At 40.4% G+C, this 25,269-nt stretch carries 25 protein-coding genes; 18 read left to right on the top strand and 7 right to left on the bottom strand.

Going from position 1 to position 25,269, the window contains the following annotated elements; translation table 11 throughout:
- Window positions 1–12: 12 nt before the first annotated feature.
- A complete protein-coding gene (locus AC4HCY_RS01055) occupies window positions 13–1,044 on the bottom strand; it encodes a WYL domain-containing protein (protein ID WP_491095201.1) in 1,032 nt (343 codons plus the stop codon).
- Window positions 998–2,293 carry a helix-turn-helix transcriptional regulator gene (locus tag AC4HCY_RS01050; protein WP_491095200.1) on the bottom strand — a complete coding sequence of 432 codons (1,296 nt, stop codon included), beginning with the start codon at window positions 2,291–2,293 and terminating at the stop codon, window positions 998–1,000. The genes AC4HCY_RS01055 and AC4HCY_RS01050 overlap by 47 nt, the downstream gene beginning before the upstream one ends.
- A gap of 158 nt (window positions 2,294–2,451) precedes the next feature.
- Here AC4HCY_RS01050 and AC4HCY_RS01045 point away from each other — a divergent pair, with 158 nt between their 5' ends.
- From AC4HCY_RS01045 to AC4HCY_RS00995, 11 genes are all read left to right on the top strand, one after another.
- Window positions 2,452–3,204, top strand: coding sequence for a single-stranded DNA-binding protein (locus AC4HCY_RS01045; protein WP_491095199.1), 753 nt, complete (start codon window positions 2,452–2,454; stop codon window positions 3,202–3,204).
- 174 nt (window positions 3,205–3,378) lie between these two features.
- Complete coding sequence (locus tag AC4HCY_RS01040; protein WP_491095198.1) at window positions 3,379–4,017, top strand: GntR family transcriptional regulator; 639 nt, start codon at window positions 3,379–3,381, stop codon at window positions 4,015–4,017.
- Between the two features lie 139 nt (window positions 4,018–4,156).
- Entirely contained in the window at window positions 4,157–5,158 is a 1,002-nt protein-coding gene (locus tag AC4HCY_RS01035; protein WP_491095197.1) for a C-terminal binding protein, read from the top strand.
- 16 nt (window positions 5,159–5,174) lie between these two features.
- Window positions 5,175–5,852: an RraA family protein gene (locus tag AC4HCY_RS01030; RefSeq protein WP_491095196.1), complete on the top strand. Its 678-nt coding sequence runs from the start codon at window positions 5,175–5,177 to the stop codon at window positions 5,850–5,852.
- 20 nt (window positions 5,853–5,872) lie between these two features.
- Complete coding sequence (locus AC4HCY_RS01025; protein ID WP_491095195.1) at window positions 5,873–6,769, top strand: dihydrodipicolinate synthase family protein; 897 nt, start codon at window positions 5,873–5,875, stop codon at window positions 6,767–6,769.
- A gap of 19 nt (window positions 6,770–6,788) precedes the next feature.
- Window positions 6,789–7,796 carry a 2-hydroxyacid dehydrogenase gene (locus tag AC4HCY_RS01020; RefSeq protein ID WP_491095194.1) on the top strand — a complete coding sequence of 336 codons (1,008 nt, stop codon included), beginning with the start codon at window positions 6,789–6,791 and terminating at the stop codon, window positions 7,794–7,796.
- Window positions 7,793–8,815, top strand: coding sequence for a tripartite tricarboxylate transporter substrate binding protein (locus tag AC4HCY_RS01015; RefSeq protein ID WP_491095193.1), 1,023 nt, complete (start codon window positions 7,793–7,795; stop codon window positions 8,813–8,815). The genes AC4HCY_RS01020 and AC4HCY_RS01015 overlap by 4 nt, the downstream gene beginning before the upstream one ends.
- Before the next feature lie 122 nt (window positions 8,816–8,937).
- The gene (locus AC4HCY_RS01010; RefSeq protein WP_491095192.1) at window positions 8,938–9,384 is read left to right on the top strand and encodes a tripartite tricarboxylate transporter TctB family protein; all 447 of its coding nucleotides are present in this window, start codon (window positions 8,938–8,940) and stop codon (window positions 9,382–9,384) included.
- A 28-nt stretch (window positions 9,385–9,412) separates the two neighbouring features.
- The gene (locus AC4HCY_RS01005) at window positions 9,413–10,963 is read left to right on the top strand and encodes a tripartite tricarboxylate transporter permease (RefSeq protein WP_491095191.1); all 1,551 of its coding nucleotides are present in this window, start codon (window positions 9,413–9,415) and stop codon (window positions 10,961–10,963) included.
- 18 nt (window positions 10,964–10,981) lie between these two features.
- Window positions 10,982–11,917, top strand: coding sequence for a hydroxyacid dehydrogenase (locus tag AC4HCY_RS01000; protein WP_491095190.1), 936 nt, complete (start codon window positions 10,982–10,984; stop codon window positions 11,915–11,917).
- A gap of 143 nt (window positions 11,918–12,060) precedes the next feature.
- Window positions 12,061–13,191, top strand: a complete 1,131-nt coding sequence (locus AC4HCY_RS00995) for a glycerate kinase family protein (RefSeq protein WP_491095189.1) — start codon at window positions 12,061–12,063, stop codon at window positions 13,189–13,191.
- Window positions 13,192–13,241: 50 nt separating this feature from the next.
- On the opposite strand, the gene AC4HCY_RS00990 is transcribed toward AC4HCY_RS00995, so the two are convergent.
- Entirely contained in the window at window positions 13,242–14,555 is a 1,314-nt protein-coding gene (locus tag AC4HCY_RS00990; RefSeq protein WP_323433380.1) for an aspartate kinase, read from the bottom strand.
- 402 nt (window positions 14,556–14,957) lie between these two features.
- Here AC4HCY_RS00990 and AC4HCY_RS00985 point away from each other — a divergent pair, with 402 nt between their 5' ends.
- Complete coding sequence (locus AC4HCY_RS00985) at window positions 14,958–15,824, top strand: hypothetical protein (protein ID WP_491095188.1); 867 nt, start codon at window positions 14,958–14,960, stop codon at window positions 15,822–15,824.
- Window positions 15,825–15,861: 37 nt separating this feature from the next.
- On the opposite strand, the gene AC4HCY_RS00980 is transcribed toward AC4HCY_RS00985, so the two are convergent.
- Window positions 15,862–16,416, bottom strand: a complete 555-nt coding sequence (locus tag AC4HCY_RS00980) for a GNAT family N-acetyltransferase (RefSeq protein ID WP_323433382.1) — start codon at window positions 16,414–16,416, stop codon at window positions 15,862–15,864.
- Between the two features lie 282 nt (window positions 16,417–16,698).
- On the opposite strand from AC4HCY_RS00980, the gene AC4HCY_RS00975 reads away from it, so the two are divergent.
- On the top strand, window positions 16,699–17,307 hold the full coding sequence (locus tag AC4HCY_RS00975; protein WP_323433383.1) for an SIR2 family NAD-dependent protein deacylase: 609 nt from the start codon (window positions 16,699–16,701) through the stop codon (window positions 17,305–17,307).
- Between the two features lie 49 nt (window positions 17,308–17,356).
- Window positions 17,357–17,860, top strand: a complete 504-nt coding sequence (locus tag AC4HCY_RS00970) for a nitroreductase family protein (RefSeq protein ID WP_491095187.1) — start codon at window positions 17,357–17,359, stop codon at window positions 17,858–17,860.
- Between the two features lie 81 nt (window positions 17,861–17,941).
- Here AC4HCY_RS00970 and AC4HCY_RS00965 read toward each other — a convergent pair whose 3' ends face one another.
- Window positions 17,942–18,916 carry a D-2-hydroxyacid dehydrogenase gene (locus tag AC4HCY_RS00965; RefSeq protein WP_491095186.1) on the bottom strand — a complete coding sequence of 325 codons (975 nt, stop codon included), beginning with the start codon at window positions 18,914–18,916 and terminating at the stop codon, window positions 17,942–17,944.
- 204 nt (window positions 18,917–19,120) lie between these two features.
- Between AC4HCY_RS00965 and AC4HCY_RS00960 the strand changes: the two genes are divergently transcribed.
- Window positions 19,121–19,504: a (deoxy)nucleoside triphosphate pyrophosphohydrolase gene (locus AC4HCY_RS00960; protein ID WP_491095185.1), complete on the top strand. Its 384-nt coding sequence runs from the start codon at window positions 19,121–19,123 to the stop codon at window positions 19,502–19,504.
- A gap of 212 nt (window positions 19,505–19,716) precedes the next feature.
- Window positions 19,717–20,772, top strand: coding sequence for an NAD(P)-dependent alcohol dehydrogenase (locus tag AC4HCY_RS00955; RefSeq protein ID WP_491095184.1), 1,056 nt, complete (start codon window positions 19,717–19,719; stop codon window positions 20,770–20,772).
- A 57-nt stretch (window positions 20,773–20,829) separates the two neighbouring features.
- Here the strand turns inward: AC4HCY_RS00955 and AC4HCY_RS00950 are convergent, their stop codons facing one another.
- Both AC4HCY_RS00950 and AC4HCY_RS00945 read right to left on the bottom strand, forming a co-directional pair.
- Window positions 20,830–21,117, bottom strand: a complete 288-nt coding sequence (locus tag AC4HCY_RS00950) for a hypothetical protein (RefSeq protein WP_323433388.1) — start codon at window positions 21,115–21,117, stop codon at window positions 20,830–20,832.
- A gap of 71 nt (window positions 21,118–21,188) precedes the next feature.
- Entirely contained in the window at window positions 21,189–22,265 is a 1,077-nt protein-coding gene (locus tag AC4HCY_RS00945; RefSeq protein WP_491095183.1) for an anthrax toxin lethal factor-related metalloendopeptidase, read from the bottom strand.
- 200 nt (window positions 22,266–22,465) lie between these two features.
- Between AC4HCY_RS00945 and AC4HCY_RS00940 the strand changes: the two genes are divergently transcribed.
- Both AC4HCY_RS00940 and AC4HCY_RS00935 read left to right on the top strand, forming a co-directional pair.
- Window positions 22,466–23,848 (top strand): TldD/PmbA family protein, encoded by a 1,383-nt coding sequence (locus tag AC4HCY_RS00940; protein ID WP_323433390.1) that lies wholly within the window; start codon window positions 22,466–22,468, stop codon window positions 23,846–23,848.
- A 13-nt stretch (window positions 23,849–23,861) separates the two neighbouring features.
- Window positions 23,862–25,214 (top strand): TldD/PmbA family protein, encoded by a 1,353-nt coding sequence (locus AC4HCY_RS00935; RefSeq protein ID WP_491095182.1) that lies wholly within the window; start codon window positions 23,862–23,864, stop codon window positions 25,212–25,214.
- Window positions 25,215–25,269: the final 55 nt, after the last annotated feature.

The raw sequence follows: 25,269 nt of genomic DNA, 5'->3' as shown, positions 1-25,269 counted from the left end.
ACTTTAAATCATTCATGGAATACTTGAATATTTTTCTTTTAGCTGCTGCAATCGTTTTATTATCTCGGCTTTGATATCTTCAGGTTCAACAACAATAGCGTGTTTACCCAATGAAAATATGCGGGATATAACCTCTTCCCTTTCGAACTCATAATAAAAAATTGACAATAAATAAGCATCACTTTCTTCAATATAATCCAACTCTCTTTCAAAGCAAGAGAACTGGAACAAGGCTCTTTCCAAAGTATTATTTACATCTTTTATTCTTAAAAGGATAGGTTTTGCAGCTTTTTTGGCATCTATTGATTTTTGAATTTCCTCAGGGGATATATTGTATTCCACTTCCAAATTCATTAGCTTAATGTCTTTGAATCCGCTCAACAGGCTCTTTATGGGCCTTTTATCTTCAAGGGAATAAGATATCAGATAAAAGCAATCTTCCTTCATGGAGTATTCTATCTTATAGGGTATGCCTCTGCAGTTTTGCAGCAATTCATTGCTTCTCGTTGTATAGGAGTATTCTATGCCTTTGTTCTCAAGGATTGCTTTTACGAGGAGCTTAAAATTTCTGCTCAGGCCCTCCTCAACTTGCTGAAGCTGGATGCAAGGTCTGTTGATAGTCAAAGCATCTTCAGAAACTATATCATCATAATCCGCCAGTAAGGCTTCTAGTTTTGTGATAGTGACATCCTCTAAGAACAATTTGAGCTTTGGATTTTTTAGTATATGCTTAAGCCACTGCTTTTGGATTTTATAGGGCTGGATGGGAACGCTGCTTTCTATATGCAGGGAGTAATCCCCATCAATATTTTTATCCAAGAGATATAGATTATAGGGCTCGTTTTCGTTCATCAGCGACTGGGAGAGATTAAATTCCGCGGAGATGCCGTATCTTTCAGCCATATCGCTTATTTCGCTGCGGGATAAAGACTTTTTGCTGCCGAAATAAAGGGAATTTATTAATTCGAGCATCAGGGCATAGTTTTTATTTTTGCCCTCAAGAAATAATTCCATAGCTTTCAAGCATTTCACCCCATTCATCATGCAGTTCTTCCCTCAAATCACATAGAGTGCTTTCAATGACTTCGGCATAATGACCAAAGCTCCGTATCCAAGGCTTGATCTCCTTAGCGTCATTTATCTTTATTGTATATATAAAGCTTTTGTCATTAATATCCGTTATGGTACCCCATTTGCCTTCCCGCTTAACCTTGTTCAGCAAAAAGGTTAGATCTTCATTGGCAGAAACACTGAATCTGATCCTTATTATTGAAGGAATGTCGCCTTTCTGAGTAGTGCCTATGCACCAGCTGTGCCGGAAGCAGTTGTCAAGCTCCTCCTTGGTATAGGGTGTATCACAGCTTGATTTCAATACCTTAAAATCTATGATTTTATCAAGCCTATATATGTTTATGGGATGCATGTCTGTGCTTCCTATCAGGTACCATCTTCCGTAGTAAATATCTATTACCAATCTCCGAGGCATGATGACTTTATGTCCGATACCGTTTTTAAAGAAATATTGGAGCTTTATTTCTATGCTGTTATTAATGCACCATAATAATTTCCACGCAGTATCCTCTTCCAGTACGGTATGGAAGTTTTTAAACCTATACAGAAAAATATTTTTGGAGGAAGCACTCTTTTCTCTATAATACTTCATATATTTCTCTATAGTATTGCTCAGGTAATAACCTGGGATGGAAGGGAACTCAATGTTGCAGAAGAATTCAACGGCAGTTTTCAGCTGCCCCAGCTCATCATCTGTCAATGCTGCAAAGAAATCCTTCTTAGGCCGGTAATATAGCTTTCCGTTTCTTTTATGCTGCACCTTTTCTATCAAATCCCATTGAGCCATTTTGTCAAGCTGCCTGGTTAAGGTTTTTATGTTGAAGTCATCGGATAGCGTAGGGATTTTACCATTGATTTCATTAACATCCATTTCCCTTTTCAAAATCTGGAGGATCAAAAAATAAAGAGATATCTGAAGCTTAGTGGAGGACTTGGCATAATAGGATTTAACCAAATAGTTTTCGGTATTTTGATAATAATTATAATTCATCCTGAACCTGGTCTGTTTGGGAGTTTTTTTCTTAAAATGCTTTGCACCGAGAATGCTTAACAAGCGCTTATAATCCTTGTCTACAAGGCTCTCACTATAATTCAGCCTTTCTACGAAATCATCCTTGGTATAGCAGCCATATAAAAAAGCATAACGAAGAAAAGTTCGCAGCTTATTATAATCTAAAACGCTGCAGTTAAAGGTTTTTCCATATTTATTACTGTTGCTCATTGAGACACCTCCTAGCGCTGTAGTTTATAGTTTCTATGCCTATATGAAAAAACCTTTATTTTTCATTATTGCATGAAAAATGGGATAGATGGATTTTAGAAGAGTCTATAATCATATACATAACGAATGAAATTTTAATTATGAAAGGATGAACGTTAATGGAAAAACTATTTGATTTTGAAATACTTAAACAGGTGATATACAACTACTTTAATGCAATTGCAAACAAACTCGAGTACAACGATTATATCCAAAAAAACATTGTGCTCATATGCGGCATTATCAAAAGCTTGCCTCAGTTCAGCCATACTGTTATAGGAGAAAGCTTCTATAATCTGATGGTGGCTATACCAAGACATAGCGGAGCAGAGGACCTTCTGCCTGTTACTATATCTGAAAGAATGCTGGACTTGAACAGCCTTTCCATTGGGCAGACCATATCCTTGACAGGGCAGTTCAGGTCCTATAATCAAGTGAATGAAAGCGGCAAGCTGAGGCTGATCCTTACCGTGTTTGCCAAAGATGCCGCAATTATAGAACCTGGCGAATCCGTCAGGTATGAAAATGAGATATTGCTTGACGGCTATATCTGCAAAGCGCCTACATACAGGCCTACCCCTTCCGGCAGGGAAATATCGGATGTAATGCTGGCTGTTAACCGAAGCTACAACAAGACAGATTATATACCCATCATCCTTTGGGGCAGGAATGCAAGATATTCCGCAGGCTCACAGATAGGGGAGAGGATGGTTGTGGTAGGCAGGATTCAGAGCCGCAGCTACGAAAAGGCTTTGGAATCAGGTGAGACTGTGAAAAGAACAGCCTACGAAGTATCGGTCTCCAGCATGGCCATCACCGGCCAGAACAACTGCAGGCTGGAGGAGCAAGACTCCCCCGGTTCGGCAGCCTAGGCTTTAGAAGGAGTAAGAAAGCCTTGTGTTTGTAATGTTACAGAAATATTCTGTCAACGAGCACTTGACAGTAAACTTCTTTGGGGTATAATCTTAATTGTCGAGACTTTTCAAATTATTATATAAAATTTTATATTTTTTTGTAAATTTAAATTGAACAGCGAAGGTACATATATGAGACATTTAGTTTTAAAAGAAAAAGCATATCAAATTATTAAAGAGAGACTCTTAAATGGTGAAATAAAGCCGGGTGAGAGAATCAGAGAAGACTTGCTTGCAGAAAGCATATCCATGAGCAGAACTCCCGTAAGAGAGGCAATCAATAGACTTTCGGCAGAAGGCTTTGTATTAAACGTTCCAAGAAAAGGCATATTCACTGCAAAATTTAATCGTGAAGAGCTTATTGATATCATTGAATTAAGGGTATTGCTGGAATCCTATGCCGCCAGAAAGTGCTGCAAGCATATTACTGACGATGAGATTGCTGAATTAGAGGATATTTTCAATAAATTAAAGGAAGCCCTTTTAAACAGGGATTCAGTTAATGCTGGAGTATATGACGGCATGTTCCATAAAAAAATTGCTGAATATTCCAGAAATAAAAAGGCTATAGCATTTGTTGATGAAATAGAGGATTTGGCTATATTTGCAAGGAGAATGGAAGTATACAATATAAGATATGAATACACAGAAGAAAAATCCATAGAGCAACATGAGGCAATTCTCATAGCTATTAAGAATAGGGATGAAGAAGCTGCAGCAAAAGCAATAGAAAAAAATACAAAAGAATTGTTGAATCGTATGATGTACTAAATATTTTTTATTTTTTTTATTTTTTTTACATTATACATTATAATTTATAAATTATAATGTATAATGTTCAGAAATGACACACAATTAAATTCAAATAAATTGTGTATGCAGCCTTGAGACGGAAAAAGGAGGTGTTTGTATGATGAATGGCAAGGCAGTTATACTAGACTACAGCTATTTAGGAGGACTGGAAAACTTTCTTATAGAAGCTGAAGAGTTAAAGAACAACAATATAGAGTTGGTGTTCGCTGAATGCAAAACTGAGGATGATATAATAGGTGCAGCTCATGATGCAGATATTATTCTCTGCTGTGGTAACCCGCCTATTACTAGAAGGGTCATCAGCTCCTTAGCAAAATGCCGGTTTATAATCAGATATGGTATTGGAGTCAATTCAGTAGACTTGGATGCAGCAACGGAGTATAAAAAATTGGTTTATTTTATGCCTGGTTTTTGTGGAGAAGAGCTAGTAATACATGCAACAGCTTTAATTCTGAATTTATTAAGAAATGTAAGCTTCTATGACACCAATATCAGAAGGGGAAATTGGCCTAAGGCAAAAGGTCCTCTCCCTGATAGGTTGTCCAATATGGTAATAGGTTTATATGGATTTGGCGGTTCAGCAAGACCTATGTCTCAGGTATTCACAAAAGGGTTCAATAGCAAGGTTATTGCCTATGATCCTTTTGTAAGCGAGAGTATATGTAAGGAATACGGTGTCGAAAGGGTTTCCTTTGATAAACTCCTGACTGATTCCGATGTTATATCTATTCATGCTCCGCTTAATAAAGATACATATCATGTGTTTAATAAAGAGGCCTTCAGCAAAATGAAGAAGACATCAATGATAATAAATATTTCAAGAGGGCCATTGATAGATGAGAAGGCTTTGATTGAAGCCTTAAGATCCGGTGATATAAAATACGCAGGCTTAGATGTGTTTGAAAAGGAACCTATTGATAGAGACAACCCTTTGCTTAAAATGGATAATGTAGTTCTTACTCCGCACTCAGCTTTTTATGGGAAAGAGTCTTTGAAAAATCAGCATTTAACTGCAGCGCGGCTGACCGTATGTTCGTTGGTCGATAGACAGATTATAGAAGAGAATGTAGCTAATAAGGAAGTTATCAAATTTTTATAAAGAGAGAGGGATACGTATGTCAAATTTGGGATTCAGAATTTTTACTGAGTTTGAAAGACCTAGCAGAGAGCTTATTGAAGGTTTTATGGACCTTCCGGTAGCAAACCTGGCAGATAATATGGGAAGAATATCCTGTGTGGATTCAGCAATTAAGCCTTTTAATAAAGGAAAGCTATTGGGCTGTGCTTTTACAGTAAAAGCCCCTGCAGGAGACAATCTGATGTTCCATAAGGCCTTAGACATGGCTCACGAAGGAGATATAATAGTTGTTGACGGCGGAGGATATATGGAAAGATCTTTATGCGGTGAAATAATGATGAGATATTCAATGATGAAGAAATTAGGGGGATTTTTATTGGATGGCTGCATCAGAGATGTAGAAGCTGCAAGAGATCTGGACTTCCCGGTATACGCAAGGGGAGTAAATCCTAACGGACCATATAAAAATGGGCCCGGAGAGATAAATGTTCCCGTCAGCATAGGTGGACAAGTAGTATTTCCCGGGGATATAATCGTTGGGGATGAAGACGGCGTAGTAATTGTAAGACCTGAAGATGCAAAGGAGCTTATTGAAAAAACAAAGAAGTTCAATGACAATGAAACAGTTATCCTTTCTAACCTTAATAAAGGGATTGGTATGGACAGAGCCTGGATAAGCAAGGCTTTATCAGAAAAAGGCTGCGAAATACTTTAATAAAAAAAGGAGATGTAAAGATGGCAAAGCTTCAACTAAAAGGTGTATTTCCTCCAATGATAACACCGTTTAAAGAAAATGGAGACGTAGATTTTGACGGTTTTGTATCCAACGTACAAAAATGGAACGAAGACAAGCTGGCAGGATATCTGGTTTTAGGCTCAAACAGTGAAACTGTTTATCTTAATGAGAAGGAAAAGCTAGAGCTTATAAGGCTCACTGTAGAGAATAAAAAGCCAGGCAGGCACGTAATTGTAGGCAGTGGAATGGAATCGCTAAGGGAGACTATAGAGCTGACCAACAAGGCTGCAAAGCTGGGAGTAGATTCGGCCCTTGTTCTTACTCCGTTTTATTATGGAAATAGCATGACAAGTGAAGCATTGATAAAATATTTCACACAATTGGCAGATAACAGCGATATTCCGATATTGATTTATAATGTTCCTAAGTTTACTCATGTAAATATAAAAGCTGATGCAGTTGCAGCATTGTCCAAGCACCCCAATATCATTGGCATGAAAGACAGCTTGGGAGATGTTCCACAGCTGGCAACATTCAAGAGAATAGTACCGGAAGACTTTAACCTGCTGGTAGGAACTGCATCCGCATGGTTCCCGGCATTGACACTGGGTATTAAAGCAGCAATATTAGCTCTGGCAAATTCAAATCCAAACGAATGCGCCTATGTACAGGAAAGCTTTGATAATGGAAATTGGGAAGAATCCAGAGCAGTATACCAAAGAGTATTTCCAATAAATACTGTTGTTACAGCAACTTATGGCATAGCAGGGCTTAAATATGCTTGTGACAAGCTGGGCTACACCGGCGGATTTGTTCGCAGTCCTTTGCTTCCAATTAGAGATGCTGACAAGAAGGCCATAGATGAAATAATCGAAAAAGCCCTCGGCGCTAAATAGATAATTAGGAGCTTGGATTATGGAGAAAATCAAAATTGTTAGTATGGACTTCGCAACAGAGGATGTTTATGAAATAATAAGAGGTCAATTGCCTGAGCAATTTGAATTAGTGACTCTTGAAACAGGAACATTGGAGGACAGGATAAACAAAGTCAAAGACTGTGAATTTATTATAGCCGCTACAGGAAGCATACCAGGGGAAGTCATAAAAGCGGGCAATAAACTCAGGATGATTCAGCAGCAGGGCGTTGGCTACGATAAGACTGATGTAGCTTTAGCAACAGAGCTGGGCATAGAGGTATGCATAACCCCCGAAGGCACCTCGGTAGGAGTGGCAGAGCATGTTGTGCTCCTTATACTTGCTGTATACAAGAACCTTATCAAGGTGTCAAAGGACATGGAAGAGGGAAGATTCCCCATGTGGGAGTACCGGACCCATGCCTATGAAATATACGGCAAAACTGTAGGATTTATAGGCTTTGGAAGGATAGCGAGAGAAGCGGCAAAGAGACTCCAAGGCTTTAAGGCAAACATAGTATTTTATGACAGCTACTTGCAAATGTCCAAGGAAGAGCAGGAGGAATTAAAAGTTACTCAGCTTTCTTCCATGGATGAATTACTAAAGGTGTCAGATATTGTGAGCGTTCATGTGCCATCTAATGAAGAAACCAGAGGCTTTATAAATAAAGACTTCTTCAGCAAGATGAAAAATAGCGCAATCTTTATCAATACAGCCAGAGGCGATTTAGTAAACGAGAAAGATTTCTTTGAAGCAATAAATAATAAAGTAATTGCAGGGGCAGGCATAGATGTTTACCCTGTGGAGCCACTGCCGGCAGACAATAAATATAAAACCTTGGAGAATGTAACATTAACTCCCCATATATCAGCTGGAACAGTTGATGCATTAAAAACGAAGATCAATCATGTTGTTATGAATATATTGAGATTTATGAATGGAGAAGAAACACTTCATTCACTAAATAAAGATCAAATCAAAAATAAAAGAAGAGAGGGAATGAAATGAAAACAAAAAAAATCTTGGCTTTCATACTGACCATTACTCTAATCATGGCCTTAGCAACAGGCTGTGCAAAACCGGCAACTGAAGATCCCAAAGCCCAGGCTGCTAATACAGCTGGAGCTGCATCAACTGATTACCCCACAAAACCGATAACCTTAATGCTTGGCTTCTCAGCCGGCGGTTCATCTGACGTTATGGTCAGAATTCTTGCTTCCACCATGGAAAAGTACATAGGACAACCAGTAGTAGTAGTTAATAAGCCTGGTGCAGGCGGTTGGGTGGCTTGGGAGGAACTGGCCAAGTCCGTAAAGCCTGATGGATATACATTTTCATTAGTTAACTCACCTAATATCAGCTTGGGTGCATATGACCCGGTAAACCCGAGAAAATTTACACTGGATGATTTTGACTTATTAGTGAACCACGTAACTGACTATAGTGTCATAGCTATTAGAAAGGACGAAACTCGTTATACAGATCTTAAATCTTTGATAGAATATGCTAAAAACAATACATTGTTATCAGCTTGCTCAGCTTTAGGCATCATATCCGATGACGCCACAGTAACAGAAAGATTTAATATGGAACTGGGAACAAAGTTTGAAATAGTTCAGACAGGCGGAGCAAAAGAAAGTGAAACCATGTTTATAAGCAAAGACAGTGATGTATTAGTAGCAAACATTGCAGATACTTTCACAGCGCACAAGAATGGAGATTTTAAAATTATAGCGGTATTTGCACCGGAAAGATCAGAAATAATCCCTGACGTTCCTACTGCTGAAGAATTAGGATTTGGAAAGATGTACGGCTTCTCTGCCAGAGGATATGCTCTTCCAAAGGGTGTGGATCCGGCTATAAGAGAAAAGCTATTGGATGCACTGAAGAAATCAATAGAAGATCCGGCTGTTAAAGACAAGCTATTAGAACTAGGTGCTCAAACTCACTTCCTTGAGGGACAGGCTTACAGAGATTTCTTAAATGAGAATATAACAAGTGCTAAGAAAATCTATGGCATTCAATAATATGGGAGTATTTTATGAGCAACATGTTTACTCATAAAAGCACACTTAAGATTAAATGCTTTAGGGGTAAGGATTTACCCCTAAAGTTACACTATTAGGCTCATAAAAAAGGAGTTGAAATAATGAAATCAAAAGTGGTAAACCAAGATGTCTATATAAGCATTGTACTATATGCAGTTATAGCCTTTTTCTTTACAGTATCCTCAAAGCTGCAAGGGGATTCGGCAATATTTCCGAAGATGATATTAACAGTCTTTACTATATTGAATACAGTGGTGCTGTGCAACGGAATCAAAAAAACCAAACTGATGAGAGACGGGGATACCTCAATAACTAACTCTATAAATTTTGCAACGATAAAGGTACCTTTAATAATCTACTCCATTCTAGTTGGATATGTAATAATATTTAAACTGACAAATTATTTTATAGCTACGACCATTATGCTGCTTGCTGTTATGTTGTACTACAGGGTGCGTTCATGGAAAGTCATTGCATCAGTAATAATTGTATATAATCTGTTTATTTATCTACTATTCGTATTACAGCTAAAGGTTCCTTTGCTATAGGGGCCTAATATGCGGAAGGAGTGAAAACATGAATATACTTGCAATGTTTAGTAATCTGTTTACATTAGATGTGTTGATAGCTTTACTTGTTGGTACAACCGGAGGCGTTATTATAGGAGCATTACCGGGCTTAAGTGCAAGTATGGGAGTTGCACTGCTCATACCGATGACCTTTGGCATGGATCCGGTAGCAGGGCTCGTAATGCTTACAGCGGTATATACATCAGCGATATATGGGGGGAGCATAACAGCAATACTCATACATACTCCCGGGACTCCCGCTTCAGCTGCCACAGCCTTAGACGGCTATGAGATGACAAAACAAGGTGAAGGATTAAAAGCAATAGGTACAGCAACAGTTTGCTCTGTAATAGGAGGTACAGTTTCGGCCTTTGCATTAATGTTCCTAGCTCCGCCTTTGGCTGCTATTTCTCTCAAATTCAGCTCTATAGAATATTTCCTCATAGCTGTTTTCGGATTATCCATAATCGGGAGCTTGGCTGGTGATTCTATGGCAAAGGGTGTCATGTCAGGACTTCTGGGACTTTTTGTCGGCATAGTGGGTCTGGACCCTATGAACGGAGTGCCTAGATTTACCTTCGGCTTTCTGCCTCTAGAAACCGGAATAGCACTTGTGCCGGCAATGATAGGAATGTTCTCTATATCCCAGGTAATGATCGGAACGGAGGATATTGTAAAGGGAAAGACCAATATACTGGATAACCCGGAAAAGCTTCTTCAAGGGAGATTTTTTCCGACGAAAGAAGAGTTTAAAAGAATTATACCCACTATTATTAAATCCTCCATCATAGGAGTGATCGTGGGAATATTGCCCGGAGCAGGTTCGGATATAGGCTCCTGGCTAAGCTATAACGAAGCTAAAAGATCCTCAAAGAATCCGGAGAAGTTCGGCCATGGTTCTATAGAAGGGATTGCTGCGTCTGAAGCAGCCAATAATGCGGTAACAGGAGGAGCTTTGATACCGCTTCTGACATTAGGTATACCGGGAAGCTCGGTAGCTGCAATATTATTAGGCGGTTTGATGATCCAAGGCCTTTTGCCTGGGTATGAGTTATTTAGCAAATATGCAGATGTGACATATGCAGTAATGGGTGGATTTTTAGTAGCCAACCTGGTAATGGGGGTCATAGGTTACTTCGTATCGAAGCAAGCGGTTAAAATTTCTATGGTTCCTATGACGGTGCTATCTCCAATAATAGTGGCACTTTCCACAATAGGCGCTTATGCCATATCAAACAGCATGTTTGATGTTTATGTAATGCTGGCTTTTGGACTTGTGGGATACTTTATGAGAAAAACAGGCTTTGGTTCTGCCCCGACTATTCTGGGAATCATTCTTGCAGTTATGGTAGAATCAAGCTTTAGAAGAGCCTTAGTGCTATCAAAAGGCAATCTTATTTCTTATTTCTTTACTCGTCCCATAGCCATGTTTTTATTTGTGCTGGTTATAGCGGCGTTATTTGCACCGGTTATTATGAAGGGTGTAAACAAGAAAATGAGCAGTGATTTAAAACTTAAAGATGATCCTAAAGCGTATGAATCTAAGGATGTAGATTAAATTTTATAGGAGTTTGCTATGAAGATATATATAACTGATCCTATTCATGATTTGCCTCTTGCTTTTGCAAAGAAAAGCAATGAAGAAATAATTACATGGAATGATCCGAGAATAAATGATTGGACGGAAGCAGAAGCGATATTGGTTCGCACCGCAAAGGTAACCAAGGAAAAGATGCTTAGCTCACCTAAATTGAGAATTATAGCTAAGCATGGAATAGGTACTGATAATATAGATTTAGATGCGGCCAAAGAATTGGGAATAATTGTAACAAACACACCTCATGCCAATATGGAGTCTGTTGCAGAAATGGCAGTAGCCCTTATACTTTCTGTGGCAAGATGCATACCCAGGTCTGTACAAATGATAAGAAATGGACTGGACAAGCTGGCTCCAAAGGAGTTAATCGGTATGGAACTGGGGGGGAAAACTGTCGGCTTAGTAGGCCTCGGCAGGATAGGCATAAAAGCGGGAAGCATCTTAAAAAATGGATTTAACATGAAGCTCATTGGCTTTGATCCATATGTTGCAAAAGAGAAGGCCATGGAGCAGGGCATAGAAAAATATGAAAATCTGAATGAGATGTTGGCCGTGTCCGATGTGGTAAGCATTAGTGTGCCATTGCTTCCTTCAACAGTAAACTTAATAGGCAAAGAACAGCTTGAGATAATGAAGGAGTCTGCAATTTTAATCAATACGTCAAGAGGAAAGATTGTAAATGAAGCGGATTTATATGAAGCTCTTGTAAATAGTAAGATCTGGGGGGCAGGCCTTGATGTATTTGAAATAGAACCACCAAGGAAAGATAACCCTTTATTCTCATTAAGCAATTTTGTAGGAACGCCTCATGTAGGAGCGGCTACAGAAGAAGCTCTTATAAGAATGGGAATGACCTCCCTTGAGGAAATATTCAGAGTAAGAGATGGAGTGAAACCATTATATTCAGTCAAATAGGAATATAGAGCCTCTAGTATATAATATAGAGTCTTGCATAAAAAGTTACTTTCCATAAGTTGTTCGAAAGAAAGGGAAGTAACTTTTATAATTTTTTGTTATTATTAGATATAACGAGGATTAAATGAAAAGAGGCGGGATTAATGAAAATAATCATAGCATCAGACTCATATAAAGGCAGCTTGAGCAGCAGTGAAGTTGCCGACGCCTGTGAGGCGGGCATTAAAAAGGTAATAGAAGCCGAAATTGTAAAAATGACCATAGCTGATGGGGGAGAAGGAACCGTAGATGCGTTGGTAGAAGCAAGAGGGGGAAGCTATGAGCATCTGGTTGTATCGGACCCCATTGGAAGAAATATAAAAGCAAAATACGGCGTAATAGGTGACGCTGCAGTAATAGAGATGGCTGCTGCTTCCGGTCTTACCCTCCTTAAGGAAGATGAGAGAAACCCTCTCATAACCACTACATATGGAACTGGTCAGCTTATAAAAGGGGCATTGGACTCAGGCTGCAGGAGAATATATATCGGCATAGGCGGCAGCGCTACAAATGACGGAGGCATGGGGATGGCTCAGGCATTGGGTGTATCCTTTACCGATATGGTGGGAAATGAGCTTGGGAACGGGGGAGGCGAACTGAGCAAATTATATGATATCGATATAAAAAACCTTGACCCCCGCATTTTAGATACGGAAATAATAATAATATCCGATGTGACAAATCCCCTGTGCGGTGAGAAGGGAGCATCCAATGTCTACGGGCCTCAGAAGGGTGCAGATAAGGAAATGATAAAGATCCTTGATAATAATTTGCTGCACTACTCAAATATAATAAGAGAAAGGCTCAATAAGGATATATTGGATGTTCCGGGTTCCGGAGCTGCAGGAGGCCTTGGAGGAGGACTTATCGCTATATTGAACGCCAAGATTTGCCGAGGCATAGAAACAGTTCTCGATCTAATCGGCATAGATGAACACTTAAAAGATTCCGATTTAGTTATAACGGGAGAAGGTAAAATTGATGGACAGTCTATATTCGGCAAGGTGCCTGTAGGTGTGGGCAAAAGAGCTATGAAATACAATGTTCCTGCCATAGCCATAGTAGGCAGCGTTGGAGAAGATTATGAAAAGGTATATGAACATGGTATAAATGCGGTAATAGATATAGTAAACAGGCCTATGAAGCTGAGTGAAGCCGTAGAAAATGCTTCTTGTTTAATTGAAAAAGCTGCAGAAAATGCTATGAGAATATACAGTATAAACAGAAGAGCCTAAAATATAAAGGGGCTGTTGCATAGCGCAATCAGCCTGTCACTCCCTTTGGTTTAAAAAGCTTCGTATATGGCCTTGATGGCTTTTTCAAAGTCGGCATTCTCAATGCCTACGATTATGTTCAACTCGCTGGAGCCCTGGGTGATCATCCTTATATTGATGCCTTCCGTAGCTAAAGCGGTAAAAACCTTGGCGGATATACCCTTGGTCTTTATCATGCCTCTTCCTACCACAGCTATGAGAGCCATATTGGGATAGCATATGATTGAATCAGGGTTGCAATAAATACGGATTTCCTCCATCACCTTTTCCAATTTGGAATTCAGCTCTAAATCAGAAATTATCAACGATACGGAATCTATTCCGGAGGGCATATGCTCCACAGCGATATCATTGGTTTCCAGTATGGACATTAGCTTGCGGAAAAAGCCTTTGTCTGCTCCCATCAAGGTCTTTTCGATGGATATAACGGTGAAATCTTTTTTTCCGGCCACTCCTGTTATTGTACCTGAGTAAGTAACCGGAGATAAATCATTGAGTATCATTGTACCCGCATCTTCCGGCGAGTTGGTATTCTTTATGCTGATGGGTATGCCCGCTTCCTTTGCGGGGAAAATAGCTTCCTCGTGAAGCACCGAAGCACCCATATAGGATAGCTCTCTAAGCTCCTTATATGTGATCCTTTCGATGCCCTTGGGATTTTTTACGATACGGGGATCTGCCATGAGAAAGCCTGATACATCAGTCCAGTTTTCATAGAGCTCTGCCTCTACTCCTCTGGCGACGATGGAGCCTGTTACATCAGAGCCTCCCCGGGAGAAGGTCCTGATCTGGCCATCGGGCATCGAACCATAAAATCCGGGAATTATTGCGTGAGATACTCCTGCCAATCTGGACTGCACTTTTTTCTGAGTGGCTTCCGAATCAAACTTGCCTCTTTTATCGAATAGAACTAATTCTGCAGCATCAATAAATTCATAGCTCAGATAATGAGAAAGTATGATTGCATTCAAATATTCGCCCCGGCTTGCTGCATAATCCCTGGAGGCGCCCCGTTGAATTTTTTCCTTAACATCATTTAGAATACCATCGATACCGAAATGCAAATTTAGATCCTCGCATATATCCTTGTATCTTTTTTCGATGATGCAATAAACCTCATCGAAGCTGAGTTCGTGAGCTGCAAGCTGCTGGCACATATAAAGCAGATCTGTGATCTTATGATCCTTTTTATCACGCTTGCCGGGTGCCGAAGGGATGATATACCTCCTTCTGGCATCGGATTCCACAATTTTTTTTACTTTTGCAAACTGCCGGCTGTCGGCCAGAGAACTGCCGCCGAATTTTGCTACAATTATATTCTTCAATTTAATTGCCCCCTAAACATCCAAATTAAAAATAATATAAAAAGCACCCATCCCGGATAGGATGAGAGCTTATATAGGCTCTTTCCAATCATTATTTTCTATTTTATGACGATTGATCCACTGTGTCAAGCTGCAAATTACATTTGTGCGCCAAAATGGACAATAACTTAGAAAAATCTGAATTTCGCAGGAAAGCAGTATGAATAAATACTAAAAAGGTAAAATATGTAATAAGTTCGGCTATATAAACAATATATGATATAATATAATCAGCAGGCGCATTGTATTTTAACTTAATTTGTTGTGCTAACTTATGTTAAGCATATAGGAGTTAGGCGGAGCTCAATATCCGTATGCCTGGCTCTTGTTTTTTAATATTGATAAATTTGGAGGATATGAAGAATGAATTTAGAATTGATATTTAATTTACAGCAGAAAGAGGCAAAGGGTATTTTGCCGACAATATTGGAAAAGATTAAAGATAAAGAGGGATTTGTAGCAGAAATACAGGCTAATGCAATCAAGGGCGATTTTACATCTTTATATATTGTTTCCAGAAACAAAGATTTTTTTGACCAGGGGTTTGTTAACAGCAATGATTTCAGGTTAAATGCCATAAGTGAAATAATAAAAATAATCAAAGATGAAGGGAGAGATGCTTCATTTCAAAACCAAATCATAAATTATATCATGCAGGTGAGAGAGAATAATTTTCTAATATATGTCTTAGACAACATATTATATAAAGAAGAATACTTTACCGCCAAAAATATTCAAGTTTTCATTTCAACCTTATCCGGTGAGTTTAAGGCTTCCAAAATAGATGATGAGCAGAAAGAAAAACTGCAATCTGTAATATATAAGCATTTCATAAATTTACAGGCGGAAACACAAGAATCACTTTTGAGAATGCTGGAAGCTTTAAAAATAGTTGACTTATATAAAACTGCAGTGCTTTTTAATACTGCCGGAGGGACTATCAGAAAGAATCTGGCGGATACTGTGAAGAACTATATACCTTATGAAAAGGGCTCCGAGATCATAAACGATTTAAATATATTGAATGCTGATTCGGCTGTAGATGAGAACAGTATGCTGATATTCATTATAGCTTTGGGCAAATATGAACCCGGTAAAATTGCCTCCATCATAAAGAAGCTTAAGATCAATAGTATTGTATACGAATATGCTGTAAAAAGGATAATAGAGCTGATGGATGAAAGGATAATTGATGAGAGCAAGTTTTCCAATGTTTTGAAAATGATTTAGCAGGAATAGAAGAGAGATTCCATTAGTTGGAATCTCTCTAAGAAACCTTTTCTTTAAAGAAATCTGTGTTTTCGATTCTGCTGAATCCTACTGATTCATAGAACTTAATGAGCCTGTTTTTTAAAGCAACCATCTTCTCGTCTTTCGGGTTCATTATATATTCTACTTTACCGTCTATTTTCTCCAAGGGGCCTGGCATAAGATAGATATATAGTATCCTTTTACTGATGCCATGCAAGAAGTCAGGAAGGACTTGAAAAATCTTTTTACCCAAGCCTTGGCCTCTGAACTCCTTTTCTATAAACAGTTCAGTAATATAAAAGGCTGTGCCTGCTGATTTATTTCTTGATAACACTTGCACAAAGAAGCTTTTGATCTCTTCTTCATCTTCCTTGTCCTTAAATTTCAGGACTTTTAATGCTTCATCACCTTTCAATTCATTGAAAATATTGCTTACATCCAGCAATACTCCCCTGATATAACCTACCTTCTGGTTTTTTTCAATGATATGAATGGTCATCTGTTTTTTATACTCCCATAGCTTTAAGATTTTCTTATCGCTATGGTCATTACTGGGGTCGTCCGTTTCCATAAAAAATTACACCTCTAATCTGATTTCTAAATATATGTTAGTAGATTTTCATCAAAAAAACAAAGCCCATTTTTTCGGAAAAGCTATCAAATATCAGAAGCTTTCATCGTTTGATTTGTAAAAATATCAGCAGGGTCATATTTATTCCGTATATCTAAAGAAAGTATAAGTTTTCACAGTAAAATATATGATAATATATAAATGAAAAGGAAAGTCATACAAAAGTGTTGAAGTATATAATATACGATAAAATGAAAGATTTTCTTGGGAAAGGAGGATTCCATGAAGAGGATTGTTGCATTTACCGGCGCCGGCATATCCAAAGCCAGCGGCATCCCTACATTTCAGGATATGGATGGAATCAGAGAAAAGCTGAGCTTAGATTATTTCATGTCAAATACGAAGGATTTCTATGATGTTTTGCAGGGGATGAAGAGGAATGTGGATAAAGCTCTGCCAAACGCGGCCCACATAGCCATAGCCCATCATGATATACCTGTAGTCACTATGAATATAGACGGGCTTCATAAAAGAGCGGGAAGCAAAAAGGTCATTGAAGTCCATGGGAATCTGGATTATGTTTTGTGCATGAAATGCGGAAAGGAATATGACTTTTCATGCATCGACAATTCTATATACTGCAGACAATGCAACGGATTGTTGAAGCCGGAGGTTGTTCTTTACGGAGAGATGATCGCAAAATACCATGAGGCCATTGAACTCATAAGCTCCGCTGACGAGCTGCTGGTGGTTGGGACATCTTTTTACACCTCTACTTCATCGATCATGGTGGAAGCGGCGCAGATGTCGGGAGCAAAGGTCACAACCATCAATATGGACGCGGAGACTGAAGTGCCCAGATATTTGCGCCGCTGCATAGAAGGGGAATAGCGATGTATAATACATTATTAATAAAATTCCATTGAAAGGCAGTGATATCATGAAAGAAATATATACCAGAAGAAGTATAAGAAAGTATGATAATAAACCTGTGACAGATGAGCAAATCCATGAGCTGCTGCGGGCCGCCATGTATGCGCCGTCTGCTGGAAACGAGCAGCCCTGGCATTTTGTTGTTATCAAAGATCGCTCCGTCTTAGATGAGATTCCGAAGCATCATCCCTATACCCAGATGCTGCTGGAGGCTCCCCTGGCTATCATCCCTTGCTGCGATTCCAGCAATCTGAAATATGACGGAGCTTTCTGGATTCAGGACATGGCTGCATCCATACAAAACATATTGCTTCAGGCAGAGTCCATGGGTCTGGGCACATGCTGGTGCGGAGTATACGCCAGAGAAGAGCTGGTGGAGAAGATCTCCGGGATGCTGAATTTGCCGGAGCACATCATACCGGTAGCGGTCATAGCTGTAGGATATCCGGGAGAGAAAAGGGAAGTAGGGGGAAGGTTCAGGCCGGATAGAGTACATTATGATAAATGGTAAGGGAAGAACATGATAATAGATAGCCTGGACAAAACCTCCCGGCAGTGTTGCTGCTCAGGAGGTTCATGCTTTTATTGGGCATTACTTGTTCACAACATTGATGGGATTCCCTGATAAAAAGCGGGCCAGGCTGTCTGCTGCCATATCCATGATCCTCTGTCTTGCTTCCTTTGAAGCCCATGATATATGAGGCGTTATTATGCAATTCTTTGCTTTAAGCAGTACATTGTCTTCTTTTATAGGCTCGGATGACACTACATCAACAGCAGCTCCTGCTACCTTTCCGCTATTCAGGGCCTCTGCCAGGTCTTCTTCCACGATGAGAGCTCCCCGGGAATTATTGATGAGTATTACTCCATCCTTCATCTTAGCTATGGAATTCTTATTTATCATTCCTTTTGTGCTTTCATTGGAAGGGCAATGCAATACGATAACATCTGAGGAAGACAGCAATTCATCCAGATCCGCATATTTCATGGTCTCATTTTCCAAGCTCTTGTTCTTGCTGGGATTGTATGCCAGCACATTCATACCAAATGCCTGAGCGGCTTTTCCCGTAGATTGCCCTATCCTGCCGTAGCCTATGATGCCCATAGTCTTGCCCGCCAGCTCAATGATGGGGTAGTGCCAGTAGCACCAATCTGGCGAGTTGGCCCAGTCACCCCTATGTACGGATTCATCATGCACTCCCACATGATGGCATATTTCCAAAAGGAGTGCGATGGCCATCTGTGACACTGTGGCTGTGCCGTAGCTGGGTATGTTTGTTACAGCAATCCCCTTTTGGGATGCAGCCTTGACATCCACCACATCGTAGCCTGTTGCCAGAACTCCTATATATCTCAGTTTTCCAGCTTTTTTTATAACATTTTCGGACAATGGGGTCTTATTGGTAAAGACTATATCCGCATCCTGGATCCTATCCAAGATCAAATCGTCATCACTTTTGTCAAATGAGGTCCTATCATATACAACCAAATTCCCGAAATTTTCGATGGCCCTCCAAGACAAATCTCCCGGGTTTAATGTATATCCATCCAATACAACTATTTTCATATATCATACTCCTCTCTAAATCAATCCGATAGCCTAGTGCCACTATAGTTATATTCAATCTCATACTAATGGTTAACAGGGATAAAATCAACCATAATATATAATATGTAAAAGAGGTTTTATGGGCTATGCATAGAAATTCTAAAAGATGGCAAAACCAAGGGTACAAATGTATCGATCAAGCTTAAGGATGAAGGTGCAAATATGAAACAGGTAACAGCAGCAATAATAAAAGATGATGGCAGATATCTCATATGCCAGCGTGGAGCAGATGACGAATGTGGACTCTTGTGGGAGTTCCCCGGGGGGAAGCTTGAAGAGGGTGAAAGCCTTGAGGAATGTATTATCCGAGAAATCAAAGAGGAGCTGGAGCTGAATATAAGAGTGCTGGGGGTTTTTACCACCAGTGTATACCGTTTCGACAGCAAAGAAATCCTCTTTACCGTTTTTAATGCGGAGATAATCGGCGGTAGCATGAAGCTTAATGTCCATAACGATGCAAAGTGGGTAACCTTGGAAGAGATGCCGCTATATGAATTTATGCCTGCGGATGTTAATTTTGTTGAGAAGCTATTAAATAGGAAGTAGAGTATAAAGATACCTACGCTTTTTCGGCGCAGGGTTTTTATGCCCCAAGTTTTGTCATATTGACGAAAGGAAGGCGCAATAGCAAATGAGAAAAAAGGATAAGATTTCTGGCATACAGTTCCGAAGAATAATTATACACATAACAATTGATGTATTAATATCAATAATGTAATATAAAAGTGTAAAGTATGATTATTGAAGGAGGTTTAAAAATGAAAGGTTATGCAATGTTAGGAATTGGCAAGACTGGTTGGATTGAAAAGGCATATCCTAAATGCGGCCCATTAGACGCAATAGTTAAGCCCATCGCTGTTTCTCCATGCACTTCAGATGTGCATACTGTTTGGGAGGGAGCCATTGGCGAGCGAAAAGACATGATTCTTGGGCATGAAGCCGTTGGCGAAGTAGTAGAAGTCGGTGAACTTGTTAGAGACTTTAAGCCCGGTGACAAAGTAATTGTTCCGGCTATCACTCCTGATTGGAATTCCCTCCAGTCCCAGGCAGGTTATTCCATGCATTCCGGCGGCATGCTGGCAGGTTGGAAATTTTCAAATTTCAAGGATGGAGTTTTCGGTGAATTTTTCCACGTCAATGATGCAGATGGGAATCTGGCCATTTTGCCTGAAGGTGTGGATGCAGCCGCCGCAGTTATGCTGAGCGATATGGTTCCTACAGGTTTTCATGGAGTTGAGCTGGCTGATATCCAGTTTGGTGATGATGTTTGTGTCATAGGTATAGGTCCTGTTGGATTGATGGCCGTAGCCGGTGCTGCTCTTCGTGGTGCATCTAATCTATATGCGGTAGGTTCACGTCCAAATTGTGTAAAGATTGCCAGGGAGTATGGGGCAACTGATATTATCAACTATCGGGAAGGCGACATTGTAGAGCAAATCATGGAAAAGACCCATGGCAAAGGTGTTGATCGCGTAGTTATTGCAGGCGGAGATGTGGATACCTTTATTCAAGCCATTAAGATGGTAAAACCGGGCGGAAGAGTTGGAAATGTAAATTACCTGGGTTCCGGTGATTATGTAAAAATTCCAAGGGCTGAATGGGGATGCGGTATGGGTCACAAAGTGATCGCCGGAGGATTAATGCCCGGCGGCAGACTCCGTATGGAAAAGCTTGTTACTTTGATGCAAACGGGCAGATTAGACACAAGTAAGCTTCTCACCCATAAATTTAAAGGCTTTGAAAAAATGGAAGAGGCATTAATGCTCATGAAAGACAAGCCGAAGGATTTGATTAAGCCTATTGTTATAATATAGGCCAGATCCGTTAAAAAAAAGACTTATCCCGGATGGAATAAGCCTTTTTTAAATTCATCAGTCGTTTTGTACCTGATCGATCTTGGCCTTGGTTTCTTCAATTTCTGCATATTTGGCACTTATGCTGTCACAGAGGGCGACGACTTGTTCGCTGGGTGAGCCTTGACCGTTGATATAGGCATTATAGACGACTTCTCCGATTTCACCCTTGAGCTTTTTGATATCTCCTTCAAGCTGAGAAATATGCATCTTTAGCTTGCCTATTTCCATCAAGTCCTGAGATTTATTGCCTACGACTTTAGCTGTGTTCAAGGCTTTGTCTCCTAAATTCTTAAGAAAGCTCATATATTTCAACTCCTTATATTGGGATTTAACTTAATATTCGCCAAAATCAAGTATTTTCCTGCTACACTTATCTATTCCACTTCGATTTTATATTCCGTCCAATTGTTGTTTTCATCAGTTTCCGATACGCCGTAATTGCTGTCCACTTCGTAGATTATGGAATGTACGCCGGGGGAGAGCTTGCCTATGCTTATATTCCAAAAACGGCAGATTTGCCCTGACTTTATAGGGCCTTTGTATGTGAAAAATATTTGCTTGCCGTCTACCCAAAGGGATAATCTTAGAGGTTTATTTGTCGATTGTCCATAATTGGTGGCTGCAAAGGCGATGTAAAGATGATCTGAGGATTTGAAATATGCATCGGTAACTATGTCGCTATATGAATCGTATATTTTGTTTTTATATATGCCCCCGCATATTTTTGTGCCTCCGAAGCGGTATACAGACAGATCCGGCTTTGGCAGCGCATTAAAGAAATCCTGGGAAAAAAACTCATAGGTAAGAGGCGCATTTTTTTTCAGCGCAGCTTTTGTATCCTCATCGAATAAGTACATTGAATAACACTCAGCAAAGTATTCGTTGCAGTGGTCTATGAAATATTGGTTGTTCTCGAATAATATAGGGGCTTCAGCCTTCCACAGCTTCTTAAAGTCATAGCCGTCACTGATCCTTGTGCTTTCTATGGCATTGATCCTGTGAGCTACCTCATGCAGCTCCAGGCATACGCTGCTGTGGCTCTTGTCCCTGCCGCCGCAGGATTCTATCCTCACCACTATGGGATTGCCTCCTATGCCGGGCACATCATCCCAGGTGCAGCCCGTATCCTCCCACCCTCTCGGAGTTTTTCCTTTAAGGTATTCATATTCAGGCTCATCGGTAAGACGGCCGTTTATAAGCTTCATTTTTTCATTCTTTGCTATGAGCCTGTCTATGAGCTTGGGGGGAAAGACCGATATTCTATCTATAATGGAATTGACTTTTTCCACATCGTATTCTTCATTGGGAAGGTTGACAAAGATCCTGTTCAAGGATATAAATTCGGATCTGTATCCGGGCGGGCTTAGGGGGGCATCGAATAAGCCTAAAGGAGCCATACACTGTATAGCGATCAGCAGCATATATGAGAGAAAGGTTTTTTTGCTTTTCACAACATGCCACCTCCTTACCACTCCACTTGAATAATGCAGCTTTATAGAGGTTGTTAAAAAATTATCGTTTATTATTATTATAGCATCAAAGAGCGTATAATGAAACATAAATGATACAGATAATAATATTGCTATAGGGGAAAATAATACATATGCTATAATAAAATAAAAAAATATTTTTCTTGCAAGGAGGGGTTAGCTTGATTGAAAGGGACATTATAAAGGATATTTTAGGGAAAGCCTTATCTACCGGGGGAGATTTCGCAGAGGTATTCATAGAGGATACTGAGAGAAGCTCTTTAGGCTTGGTCAACGGTAAGATTGAGACCGCTGTTTCAGGCAGGGATTTCGGAATAGGTATAAGGATATTAAAAGGTTTGAGAAGCATATATGCCTATACCAACGATACTTCCAAAGAATCGCTTTTGAGGACTGCCCATAATGCAGCATTGGCCCTGGGGGATATAAAAGAGGACATGGCAGTGGAGTTGATAGAGAGGGTCAATGCCAATATTAACCCCGTAGCTTATGTACCAAAGGGAATCGATATCGCCAGGAAGGTTTCAAAGCTTAAGGAAGCCTATAAGGCGGCTAAGGATTACAGCCAGGAGATAGCCCAGGTCATGTCAAGCTATGTGGATGTGGATCAGAGAGTCGTTATAGCCAATAGCGAAGGCCTATATACCACGGATAGAAGGATAAGATCCAGGTTCGCTGTTCAGGCCATTGCCAGCGACGGCAAAGAGAACCAAACAGGCTACGAAGCCCCAGGCAGGAGCATGGGCTTTGAATTGTTCGATATAATCGATCCTGCAGAGTGCGGCAGAGAAGCTTCAAGGATTGCGGTAACAATGCTCCATGCGCCCTTGTGCCCGTCGGGCAAGATGATAGTTTCCATAGATAACGGCTTTGGGGGAGTCATATTCCACGAAGCCTGCGGACATTCTCTGGAAGCTACGTCAGTGGCAAAGGGCAATTCGGAATTTGCAGGAAAGCTGGGGCAGAAGATCGCATCGGATAAGGTCACTGCAATAGATGACGGCACTCTTTCCAATGCATGGGGTTCCATAAATATAGACGATGAAGGTAATCCTTCCAGAAAAAATATCCTCATAGAAAACGGGATATTGAAGGGTTATATGATAGATAAGCTGAACGGAAGAAGAATGGGGATGGAAGCCACGGGAAGCTCCAGAAGGCAGTCTTATAAATTCGCTCCCACTTCCAGGATGACAAACACCTACATAGCACCGGGCAATGATGAGAATGACAATATAATCAAGTCCATGGACTACGGGCTCTATGCGAAAAAAATGGGAGGCGGCTCCGTCAATCCGGTGACAGGAGAATTCAACTTTGCGGTATTGGAAGGCTATATGGTCAAGAACGGCAAGATAGATACGCCGGTGAGAGGCGCTACTTTGATAGGAAAAGGCTCGGAGATACTCACCAGGATAGACATGGTGGGCAAGGAACTGGATTTGGCAGCAGGCATGTGCGGCTCAGTGAGCGGAAACGTACCCACAAATGTAGGTCAGCCGCTGATCCGGGTATCGGAAATCACAGTAGGCGGTAGAGAGTAGGAGGTGTATGGTTATGATCATTAAGGATTTTGCCGATAAGCTTTTTTCCAGGGCAAAGGAGGAAGGCTTTACAGAGTATGAGATATATTATGTGGATGGGGACAGCTTCAAGGTGACCATTTATAAAGGAGAAATAGACCAGTACAGCCTAAATTCCTATAGAGGCTTGAGCTTCAGGGGCTTGTACAACGGAAAGATGGGATATTCCTATACAGAGGTTTTGGATGATTATGCCGTAGAAATGCTGATAAAGGATGCCAAGGAAAATGCCCTCGCCATCGAAGATGAAGAGGTAGACATAATATACGGCGGCCAGGACAGCTATGCAGAGATATCAGGCTTCAATGAAGAATTATCCCGGATGAAGGCTGATGAAAAGATAAAGCTTGCGCTGCAGCTTGAGAAGGATACATTGGGCCAAAGCCAAAAGGTAAAGAACATAGAGGACTGCATGGTGGTCACGGGTGCCGGAGAAAACAGGATAATAAACTCCAAGGGTTTGGACCTGCAGTATAAGTCAAATACCATATATGCTGTAGTGGCGCCTGTTGTGGAGGAAGGGGGCAAGGTCAACACAGCTTTTGCCTTCAAGGCCTCAAATGATTCCGGCGAAATAGACACCATGGCTTTGGCAAAGGAAGCCGTGGGAGACGCATTGGCTAATATGGGAGCGGAAAGCATACCTACAGGTAAATATAAGGTTATAATAAGAAATGATGTCATGGCAGATATACTGGATACTTTTTCAGGCATATTTTCTGCTTATAATGTTCAGAAAGGCATGTCCTTGCTGAAGGGAAAAGTCGGAACGGATATCGCTTCAAAGGCTGTCACCATAATTGACGATCCGCTCATGGAAAAGGGTTTGGCTTCTGCACCCTTTGATGCGGAAGGTGTGGCATGCCATACAAAGACAGTGGTTGAGGAAGGAAAGCTCAAAACACTGCTGTATAATCTAAAAACCGCCTTAAAGGATGGAGTAAAATCAACAGGAAATGCTTCGAAGGGTTCCTACTCTTCGCCTGTAGGAGTATCACCCAGTAACTTTTATATCAAACCCGGTGAAAAAGCTTTGGAAGAATTAATAAAGGCCTTGGAAGACGGCATGCTGATCACTGAAGTTCAGGGCTTGCACTCAGGTGCCAACGGAGTATCAGGAGATTTCTCTCTCGCTGCAAAAGGCTTTGAGATAAAAAACGGCAAAAAAGTTAAGCCGGTTGAACAAATAACGGTAGCAGGAAACTTTTACGCCCTTCTCAAGGATGTGATCGAAGCGGGAGGAGATCTAAAATTCGGGATGCCTTCAGGAGGCTGTTTCGGCAGCCCCAGCTTGATAATCAGAGAACTGGCTATATCCGGAAAGTAATAAGCCAAATCTATCCGTTGACACAAAGCGCTATTGATTATATAATTTAATCTGT

The organism is Lutispora sp. QWL-02 (genome assembly GCF_058315355.1).
The sequence above is the reverse complement of the archived record's forward strand: the minus strand, read 5'-3'. Positions and strand labels throughout refer to the sequence as shown.